Here is an 8,982-nt window from a genome sequence, read left to right as displayed (position 1 = left end):
CGATCACCGCGCCGTCGACGGCGCGCTTGGGGCTGAACTGCTGGTCGCCTTCAAGAACCTCCTTGAAAATCCGATGGGCCTGCTGGTCTGATCCATTAAGCAGAAGCCGGCGCCGAATGATGCGCCGGCTTACGACAGAAACGACTTGTCAGGCGCCGACCCTTGACCCATGTTCTATCTGGATTGCGATCCAGGGAGGCCAAAATATGCCTGCATTCGACCCGTCTGACGTGAAAACCCTGTTCGGCAAGGTCATGGGCGCGTCGCCATCCGACATCAAGCTGGTGGCGCAGCGACTGCACGACCACGCCTTCGAGCCGCGCATGTCGGCGGACGAGACCAGGCAGCTCGTCGCCAGCCTCGGCTATGACAGCCTGGACGCGTTCTGCGCCGACATCGGCTTGCCCACGCACATCGCCGAGCGGTGGAGCCGTTTCGGTGTTTCCGGCGAGATGAAGCAGGTGTTCACGCTGTTGGCGGCGCAGCGCAAGCGGGTGGCCGAGGCGGTCGCCGAATTCGAATCCATGACCCATGTCGGTGTCGAGGATTTTTTGCGCGAGCGCGGGCTCATTTAGCGGGAAACACGGGAGCCAGTCGGATCGGCTCAGCCGCCCTTGGCAAGCAGCGCCGTGGCGGTATCGCTGTCGGTGATCAGCACATTGGTGTCTACGGCTTTCAGCGCGGCGAGGATCGCCGCGACCTTGCGCTTGCCGCCCGCGGCGAGGACGACATTAGGCACGTTGCTGACCACATCGAGATCGATGGCCATGACGCGGCTGTTGACCTCGTGGTCGACCAGCCCGCCGGCGGCATCGACGAAATAGCACAGCATGTTGGCGACCGCGCCCTTCGCTTTCAGCGGAGCGATCAGCGATGACGGCACGATGCCGTGCCGGAAGATGGTGGCGTCCGGCGACATGTCGCCGACGGTGAGCAGCGCGATGTCGGCGGCGGCCGCGCGTTGGCGCACATCCTGCAGGGTCGGCTGTGCCCAGAGGAGATCGCGCAGCGAGGAATTGTCGACCGTCACCGGCGCGGTGATCTGGTAGCTGTCGACCTCGAAGACGTCTGCGACCTTGGCTGCGACAATCGATGGATTGATCCATTGCGAGTGCGGCAGGCTGCCGACGAGCGCCACCACGCAGGCACGCTTCAGCTGCCGGCGGGCAAGGAAGCCGAGGCTGGCATGCAGGGTCGCGCCGCCACCGATCGCCAGCGTCATGCCGTCCTGCATCTGCTCGCCGAGATAGGCCGCGACGGCATGGCCGATGGCCTTCTCCAGATGGTCATGCCCCGACGGCGTCGGGATGACGACGGCGGCGTTCAGACCCCAGCGCTTTTCCAGTTCCCGCTCGAGCGCCACCTGTCCGGCGGTCGGCGCGTTGATCATGGTGACGACAATGCCCTCGGCGGTGCACGAGGCCAGGGTACGCATGACCTTCACCCTGGAGACATCGAGCTTTTCGGCGATCTGTTCCTGGGTGAAACCTTCGACATAGTAGAGCCATGCCGTCTTGACGGTAAGGTCCGACGAGACCATCGGCAGGCGAGCCTGTCTGGGTTTTTCTGTGGTCATCGGTTCCTGTCCCTCATGAGCCGTGGCCTGCCCGGTGCTCATCAAGGAAACACCGGCCGGATGTCAACTGATGCCGGATCTTCGGCGTGTCGATTGTCGCACATTTCTGTTCATTTGTAATTGACATCGTACATATGAACATATTTTGTGGGTTTCACGCGCTGTGTCATCCACCAGTCATATGCGCCGTGCAGGGAGGAAGAGACGGGGAGCCGGCCAGAGCCGGACCGGTCATGCACAGACAAGACAGGAGGTCTCATTGAAGACGCACTTCATCAAGCAGCTGGCCAGCCAGCTGGCGCTCGCGGCAACTTTGTTTGCCGGCGTGGCAAACGCCGAAACACTGACGCTCTACACGTCCCAACCGGAAGCCGACGCGGCCAAGACCGTGGATGCCTTCAAGAAGGCACAGCCGGGTATCGATGTGAATATCTATCGCTCGGGAACGAGCGATATCCTGACCAAGATGGCGGCCGAGTTTGCCGCCGGCAGCCCGCAGCCCGACGTGCTTCTGATCGCCGATGCGGTCTCGATGGAGCTGTTGAAGAAGGACGACCGGCTGCTGCCCTATCCCGAGGCAAAGCTCGAAGGCATCGAAGCGGATGCCTATGATGCCGACAAGACCTATTTCGGCAGCAAGCTGATCACCACCGGCATCGTCTACAACACCGCGGCGACCGAGAAGCCGCAGCATTGGGCAGATCTCGCCAAGCCGGCCTATGCAGATGGCCTGGTCATGCCGAGCCCGCTCTATTCGGGTGCGGCCGCCTACCTGCTTTCGGGCTTCGTCGGCGATACCAATTATGGCTGGGATTTCTTCCAGAAGCTGAAGACCAACAACACCGTCAGCGTGCGCGGCAATGGTGCGGTGCTGAAGTCGGTGGCATCGGGCGAGAAGCCCTATGGCATCCTCGTCGACTTCATGGCGATGAACGCCAAGAAGAAGGGTTCCCCGGTCGAGTTCGTGTTCCCCTCGGAAGGTGTGCCGGCAGTGACCGAACCGGTCGCCATCATGAAGACCGCCAGGAATGTCGATGGCGCCAAGAAGTTCGTCGACTTCATTCTTTCCGATGACGGCCAGAAGCTTGCGCTTTCGATGGGCTATCTGCCGGCGCGCGCCTCGGTCGGCCGCCCCGAATGGCTGCCGGAAGGCGTCAAGGTCAAGGTGATGTCGTTCGACACCAAGGCAATCGTCGCCAAGACCGACGCCGACAAGGCGAAGTTCTCGGAACTGTTCGGCGGCTGAGCCGGCAATCCAGTCGGCATGCCCCCCTAGCGGCATGCCGACTGCGAAACCCGAGCGCATCGGCTGATCGACCCCAGGAAACGCAATCATGTCAACACGGATCAGGGAAAGCCGGGGCCAGGAAATGGTCCTGACGGCGGCGGTGGCCATCGTCATCGTCCTGCTTTCGCTGCTGCCGATGCTGCGCCTGATCAAGGAGATCGTGGCACCCGGCGGCACGCTGTCGGCCGTCGCGATAAAGGCGGGGCTCGCCAGTCCGGCGACCTGGATCGCCACCTGGCACACACTGGTCGTCGGCATCGGCGGCACCCTGCTTGCGGTGCTGTCGGGAACGCTGGTGGCCGTCCTCGTCACTCTGACCGATATCCGCGCTCGCAGCGCCATGGTGCTCTGTTACGTCATGCCCTTGATGATCGCACCGCAGGTGACGGCGCTGGCCTGGCTGCAATTGTTCGGCCCGGCAAGCCCGTTCCTCAAGCTGTTCGGGGCGGCACCGCCGCTCGGTACCAGGAATCCGCTCTATTCGACATTGGGCATCATCCTGCTGCTCGGCGTGCAGTATGGGCCGCTGGTTTTCCTGCTGGTGCGCGCCGGCCTGCGCAAGCTGCCGCGCGAACTGATCGAAGCGGCGCGAGCGGGCGGTGCCGGCTGGTTCACCGTGCTGGTCACCATCGTGCTGCCGTTGATGACGCCCTCGATCATGGCCGCCGCCGCACTTGCCTTCGTCTCCTGCGTCGGCAATTTCGGCATTCCGGCCTTTCTGGGCATTCCCGCCAACTATCTCGTGCTGCCGACGCTGATCTATCAGAAGCTGGCCGGCGGCGGCCCCGCCGTCCTCGGCGAAACCGCGTTCCTGTCGGTGCTGATCGGCATCATCGCCATGGCCGGTATCCTTGCCCAGGAGATCATGAGCCGCCGCCGCGACTATCGCATCAGCTCCACATCGCTTTCGGCTGAGCCCTATGAACTCGGCCGCTGGCGGCCCGCCGTGCAGGCCGGCATGTGGCTGCTGATCATCGTGGTGCTGTTCCTGCCGCTGTTCGGGCTGGTTCTGACATCGCTGGTGCCGGGCTACGGCATCGCGCTCACCGCCAAGACGGCGACGCTCGACAATTATCGCTTCGTGCTGTTCGAGCATGACGCGGCCGGCCGCGCCTTCTTCAACAGCTTCTGGCTGTCGATCGCGGCGGCCTTCTTCGCGGTCCTGGTTGCCGTGCCGATCGGCTATCTGATCGCCTGGGGCAAGCAGCGCTGGGTGCGGCTGCTCAATCTGTCGGTGGAACTGCCCTATGCACTGCCCGGTGTGGTGCTGGCCATCGCCTCGCTGCTCATGTTCCTGCGGCCGATCCCGCTGACCGGCATCCAGCTCTACAACACCGTCTGGATCATCCTCTATGCCTATCTCGCCCGTTTCCTGGTGCTGGCGCTGCGGCCAACCATCAGCGGCTATCACCAGATCGACCGGGCGCTGGAGGAGGCTGCGCAAGTGGCAGGCGCCGGGCTGTTCACCCGCATGCGCACGATCATCTTTCCCCTGGTGGCACCGGCGGCGATCGCCGGCGGCCTGCTGATCTTCATGACGGCCTTAAGCGAACTTACCGTTTCGGCGCTGCTGTGGTCGTCGGGCTCGGAAACCATCGGCGTGGTGATGTTCTCCTTCGAGCAGGGCGGCGATTCCAACTATGCGGCGGCGATGTCCGTCATCACCGTGGCGGTCACCTTCGTGCTGATGCTGGTCACTAATCTGCTTGCCCCCTACCTTCCGACCGGAGTGCTGCCATGGCGCGATTGAGCCTGGACAATGTGACCAAGAGCTTCGCCAATTTCGATGCCGTCAAGGACGTGTCGATCGACGTCGCCGACGGCGAGTTCCTGGCAGTGCTCGGCCCTTCCGGCTGCGGCAAGACGACGTTGCTGAGGCTGGTGGCCGGATTCGAGAAAGTGACTTCGGGCGAAATCCGCATCGGCAGCGAGGTCGTGTCGGGCAAGGGCGGCAGCGTCGCGCCGGAAAAGCGGCGCGTCGGCATCGTCTTCCAGAACTATGCGCTGTGGCCGCATATGACGGTGGCCGAGAACATCGGCTATTCGCTGAAGGTGGCGAAGCTCGACAAGGCCGTCGCCCGCCGGAAGGTTGAAGACGCACTGGCCCTGGTCAATCTGCAAGGGCTGGGCGATCGCCGGCCGGCCAATCTTTCCGGCGGCCAGCGCCAGCGCGTGGCGCTAGCGCGCTGCCTTGTCGCCGCGCCCTCGCTGGTGCTGTTCGACGAGCCGCTCGCCAATCTCGACGTGCATCTGAGGGCATCGATGGAGGACGAGTTCGCATCCTTCCACAAGCGCACCGGCACCACCATCGTCTACATCACCCATGATCAGGCCGAGGCGATGGCATTGGCCGACCGCATCGCGGTGATGGATGGCGGGCGCCTTGCCCAGCTGGCGACGCCGCGAGAACTCTATCATGAGCCGGCAAATGAAATGGTCGCATCCTTCATTTCGCAAGGCATTTTGCTGCCCGCGGATGTGTTGAGCGCCGAAGAAAGGGGCCACTGCAAGGTCCGGGTTCTCGGCGCTGAACTGGTTGTCCGCTGCCGGCCAGGCCAGCGGCCGCGCGCTGGCGCCAAGATCTGCTGCCGGTCGGCCGATCTCGACGTGTCGCCGGACGGTCCCGGCTTCGATGGCCTGGTCAAGCGGGTGATCTATCAGGGTGGCTCGGCGCGCATCGAATTCACGCCTTCGACCAGTCCCGATCTCACCTTGCATTTCGAACAGCCCGACCCGGTCGTGCTGGAGAGCGGAGCCCAGGCGCGTCTGCGCATACGGTCCGGCTGGCTGATCCCGGCGGTGGGAGCAGTATCGTGATGATGCTCGACCTGCTCGGCGGCTTTGGCGAAAAGGGCCGCACCAGCCTTGCTGTCAGCAGCGGCAAGGATCGCATCCTGCTCGACGTCGGCATCAAGGTTGGCGCTTCGGGCGCGGACTACTATCCGGCGCTGGACGGGGCGGTCACCGATATCGACGCGCTGTTCGTCTCGCATGCGCATGAGGATCATGTCGGCGCGCTGAGCTGGCTGCTGTCGCGCGGCTATGCCGGCCGGATTTTCATGACGGCCGAGACCCGCAATGAGGCGCCTGCCACGCTCGCGGGCTATGCTGAGCCCGAGGATTTCAGGCGGTTCCCTTTTCCCGAAGACCGCATCGAATTGTTCGAACCCGGCGATACGCTGAAGAGCGGAAATCTCGCGATCCAGACGGGACGCTCGGGGCATGTCGTGGGCGGTGTCTGGTTTGCCGTGGACGATGGCGAGAGCCGCGTCGCCTATTCCGCCGACGTGGTGCCGGACAGCAGTGTTTTCGTCATGGACACGATCCCGCACTGCGACCTGCTTGTCCTCGATGCTTCCTATGGCGCCGATCCGGTGCCTGGGACGGCGCGGGCGCTCGAAATCTCGCAGTGGGTTGCGAGGCATTCGGGCGGGTGTCTTTTGCCGACGCCGCTCTCGGGTCGGTCGCTGGAGCTGATCGCGGCCTTGCCTGGGCCGTTCGCGATCCATGCCGGTATGCGTTCGTCGCTGGAAGCGCAGATCGGCGCCACGGCATCCCTGTTGCCAGGTGTCTCAGAACTCTTGCTTCGCCGCCTGCAAGACGCAGCCGACTGGACCGATGCTGATCCCCTGCCGTCCACGCCGTTGCTGGCGGATGACGGCATGGGTGAAGCCGGCCCGTCATCGCGCCTCTTGCCGCGTGCCGACCATTCCGGTTTTCCGGTGCTGCTTACCGGCCATCTGCCGTCAGGCTCGCCGGGCGATCTGTTGCACAAGGCCGGCCGAGCGGACTGGGTGCGCATGCCGACCCATCCGACGCTGCCGGGCAATGTCGACATCTGGGAGAAGGCCGGTCGTCCCGCCGCACTCGGTCATTCCTGCACGCCGGACCTTCTCGGCGATCTGCAAACCCACATCCCGTCGCTGCGCACGCAATGGCGCACCGGCCAGCGCATAGTGGTGTCGGAGGCAAGAAAACGATGAGAATTCTGATCTGCAACGACGACGGCATCGAAGCGCCGGGGCTTGCCCGTCTGGTCAATGCGGCCGGCGCGTTGACCGACGACGTCTGGGTGGTCGCGCCGGACGGCAAGCGCACCGCTGCCGGCTCGTCATTGACGATTGCCAGGCCATTGACCATGCGGCGCGTCAAACCGAACTGGTACTCCTGTTCCGGCACCCCGGCCGATTGCGTGGTAAGCGCCATGACCTGGCTGTTCGCCGATTCCGAGAAGCCGGGCCTTGTGCTGTCGGGCGTCAACGATGGCCGCAACGTTGCCGAGGACCTTGCCTATTCCGGTACGCTCGGCATTGCGCGGGAGGCGACGTTCTGGGGCGTTCCGGCCATCGGCTTCTCACGCGTGAAAAATCCTGATTCCACCGATGGCGACGACCAATGGCTTGGCGCGCTGATCGCTTCATTGTGGCACTCGCGCGCCGACTGGGCCGCTGAGGGTCATTGGCTGAGCATCAACCTGCCGACCTCGCTGCCGGCCGAAATCCGGCAACCGCGCATCGGCCGCGACAAGATCGCCCGCCAGGCCGAGACCGTGGAAAGCGATGGCGATCGCACAGTCATCACCGTGCCGCGCGGTCGGGCCCATGACAGTCAGCCGGGTGACGAAAACGAAGTGATCGATGCCGGCTTCATCAGCATCAACCGGCTGAACTGGTTTGGCGAGACACGGCTGGACGAACGGTTTCTGGACGGGATCCCGCGCCAGCGGCAAACTGGCTGACCTGGGGTCTGCGCGTCGTCATCCGATCACCAACCTGTCAGCGGTTAAATCAAGCCAATCCACTACCTATGCTTGAAGCCGCCGCTATTTCATTCCACATCGGTGAGGATGAAGGGCGAGACAGGAGAACGGCGGCGGCATCTGCTGTGGGCTTTGCCCGCATCGCTGATCCTGCATGCGCTCATCGCGGCGTTTCTGGTCTATGGCCTGCCGAGACCCGAGCAGCAGCCGGTTCAGCAGGAACAGCCCGTCAATGTCGCGATCGTGCCGCCACCCGAGAAGCCCAAGCCGAAACCTGCTCCAAAGCCACCGGAGCCGACACCTGAAAAGAAGGCTGAAAAGCCGCCTGAACAAAAGCCGCCTCCGGAACCGCCGAAGCCGCCAGACGACCAGGTTCTGAAGCGCGTTTTCCAGTACGGCCAGAAAGATACCGGGCCGGAGAAATCGCTCGACGGAAGCAGCGCTAAGCCCAGCACGCCGTCGCCGGCCAAGGATGAGGCGGTGAAGCCGCCTGTAGCACCGACACCCACGCCGCCCCAGCCCGCCCCGGCTGCAACGCCACAGCAGAAGGCGGAGCCCAGCAAGCCTGACGAGAAGCCAGCCACCGCTGCGCCGGACGAAAAGCCCGCGCAAAGCGAGGAGAAGCAGGCGACCGAGGAAACCGACAAACAGCAGCCGGACAAACAGGAACCCGCACCGCAACCCGCCGAAAAGCAAGCCGTCGTGACGCCAAAGCCATTGGCGGCTGAGATCGGCGACAAGCCGGCGCCTCCAGCCTCGACTGGAAAGGCAAAGCCCAAAGCCAAACCTGCCAAGACAATGACGTTCAAGCCCGCAAGAGCTTTCAAAGCGCCGATCGGGAATGCTGGAAGGTCAAATCCCACCAACGACGACGTTGCAGGATCACCGATCTATTCCGGCCTTCCGGGCGTCAGAAAGCTTTACTCGCAAGGGGCAACCGGCAATGCGTTCGCTACAAGCTCCATGGAGAATGTTCCGCGCGGTCAACGCGTGGCCACCCTTTGCGGCAACGTTCTGAGCCGGGAACTGCAAACTGCCGACTATACGGTCAAATGGGTGCCAACCATTACGCTGGACAAAGGCAATGTTCTCAATCCTCCGCAGGCCGCCTTCAGCACCAGAAACGCCTGGTACAACCTAAATTTCCGATGCGAAGTCGACGCCGATGCGACGAGGGTCCTGTCCTTCAACTTCCGTGTGGGCTCATTGGTACCGCCTGGCGAATGGCCCAGCCGTGGATTCACAAAGTATCGTCTAAACTAGGCCGGCACACCAAACCTAGCCAATTGCCGGCTAACTTCTTGCCAGTCGGCGCAGACGAAATCGGCACCGGCAGCTGTCAGCCGCGCGGCGTGCTCG

The 8,982-nt window shown here is 63.6% G+C and carries 9 protein-coding genes; 8 read left to right on the top strand and 1 reads right to left on the bottom strand.

All coding sequences use genetic code 11. From position 1 onward, the window contains the following. Window positions 1-91: 2-oxo acid dehydrogenase subunit E2 (locus tag EOB59_RS32205; protein WP_164755518.1), on the top strand; the 91-nt coding region annotated here is incomplete at its 5' end. Window positions 92-206: 115 nt separating this feature from the next. Further along, window positions 207-575 carry a hypothetical protein gene (locus EOB59_RS32200; protein ID WP_127271283.1) on the top strand — a complete coding sequence of 123 codons (369 nt, stop codon included), beginning with the start codon at window positions 207-209 and terminating at the stop codon, window positions 573-575. A 29-nt stretch (window positions 576-604) separates the two neighbouring features. Here the strand turns inward: EOB59_RS32200 and EOB59_RS32195 are convergent, their stop codons facing one another. Next, window positions 605-1,576 (bottom strand): sugar-binding domain-containing protein, encoded by a 972-nt coding sequence (locus EOB59_RS32195; protein ID WP_128290137.1) that lies wholly within the window; start codon window positions 1,574-1,576, stop codon window positions 605-607. A gap of 259 nt (window positions 1,577-1,835) precedes the next feature. Here EOB59_RS32195 and EOB59_RS32190 point away from each other — a divergent pair, with 259 nt between their 5' ends. The 6 genes from EOB59_RS32190 to EOB59_RS32165 all read left to right on the top strand — a co-directional run bounded on the left by EOB59_RS32190 (window position 1,836) and on the right by EOB59_RS32165 (window position 8,886). After that, a complete protein-coding gene (locus tag EOB59_RS32190; protein WP_128290136.1) occupies window positions 1,836-2,822 on the top strand; it encodes an ABC transporter substrate-binding protein in 987 nt (328 codons plus the stop codon). A gap of 88 nt (window positions 2,823-2,910) precedes the next feature. Then, entirely contained in the window at window positions 2,911-4,614 is a 1,704-nt protein-coding gene (locus EOB59_RS32185) for an iron ABC transporter permease (RefSeq protein ID WP_128290135.1), read from the top strand. Continuing rightward, window positions 4,602-5,681, top strand: a complete 1,080-nt coding sequence (locus EOB59_RS32180) for an ABC transporter ATP-binding protein (RefSeq protein WP_128290134.1) — start codon at window positions 4,602-4,604, stop codon at window positions 5,679-5,681. Before EOB59_RS32185 ends, EOB59_RS32180 begins: the two co-directional genes overlap by 13 nt. Further along, entirely contained in the window at window positions 5,681-6,847 is a 1,167-nt protein-coding gene (locus EOB59_RS32175) for an MBL fold metallo-hydrolase (RefSeq protein ID WP_128290138.1), read from the top strand. The genes EOB59_RS32180 and EOB59_RS32175 overlap by 1 nt, the downstream gene beginning before the upstream one ends. Continuing rightward, window positions 6,844-7,602: a 5'/3'-nucleotidase SurE gene (locus tag EOB59_RS32170; protein WP_127398916.1), complete on the top strand. Its 759-nt coding sequence runs from the start codon at window positions 6,844-6,846 to the stop codon at window positions 7,600-7,602. Before EOB59_RS32175 ends, EOB59_RS32170 begins: the two co-directional genes overlap by 4 nt. Before the next feature lie 108 nt (window positions 7,603-7,710). Further along, a complete protein-coding gene (locus tag EOB59_RS32165; RefSeq protein WP_128290133.1) occupies window positions 7,711-8,886 on the top strand; it encodes a DUF930 domain-containing protein in 1,176 nt (391 codons plus the stop codon). Window positions 8,887-8,982 lie beyond the last annotated feature (96 nt).

It is taken from the genome of Mesorhizobium sp. M7A.F.Ca.MR.176.00.0.0 (assembly GCF_004023165.1).
In the GTDB taxonomy this organism is placed as follows: Bacteria; Pseudomonadota; Alphaproteobacteria; order Rhizobiales; family Rhizobiaceae; genus Mesorhizobium.
Note: the sequence above shows the minus strand (reverse complement) of the source record. Positions and strands in the feature narration are given on the sequence as shown.

Bases quoted from the DNA above. Each gene is read 5' to 3' on its own strand.
- EOB59_RS32185 (WP_128290135.1), top strand. From the start codon at position 2,911: ATGTCAACACGGATCAGGGAAAGCCGGGGCCAGGAAATGGTCCTGACG.
- EOB59_RS32165 (WP_128290133.1), top strand. From the start codon at position 7,711: ATGAAGGGCGAGACAGGAGAACGGCGGCGGCATCTGCTGTGGGCTTTG.
- EOB59_RS32195 (WP_128290137.1), bottom strand. From the start codon at position 1,576: ATGACCACAGAAAAACCCAGACAGGCTCGCCTGCCGATGGTCTCGTCG.
- EOB59_RS32175 (WP_128290138.1), top strand. From the start codon at position 5,681: ATGATGCTCGACCTGCTCGGCGGCTTTGGCGAAAAGGGCCGCACCAGC.
- EOB59_RS32200 (WP_127271283.1), top strand. From the start codon at position 207: ATGCCTGCATTCGACCCGTCTGACGTGAAAACCCTGTTCGGCAAGGTC.
- EOB59_RS32170 (WP_127398916.1), top strand. From the start codon at position 6,844: ATGAGAATTCTGATCTGCAACGACGACGGCATCGAAGCGCCGGGGCTT.
- EOB59_RS32180 (WP_128290134.1), top strand. From the start codon at position 4,602: ATGGCGCGATTGAGCCTGGACAATGTGACCAAGAGCTTCGCCAATTTC.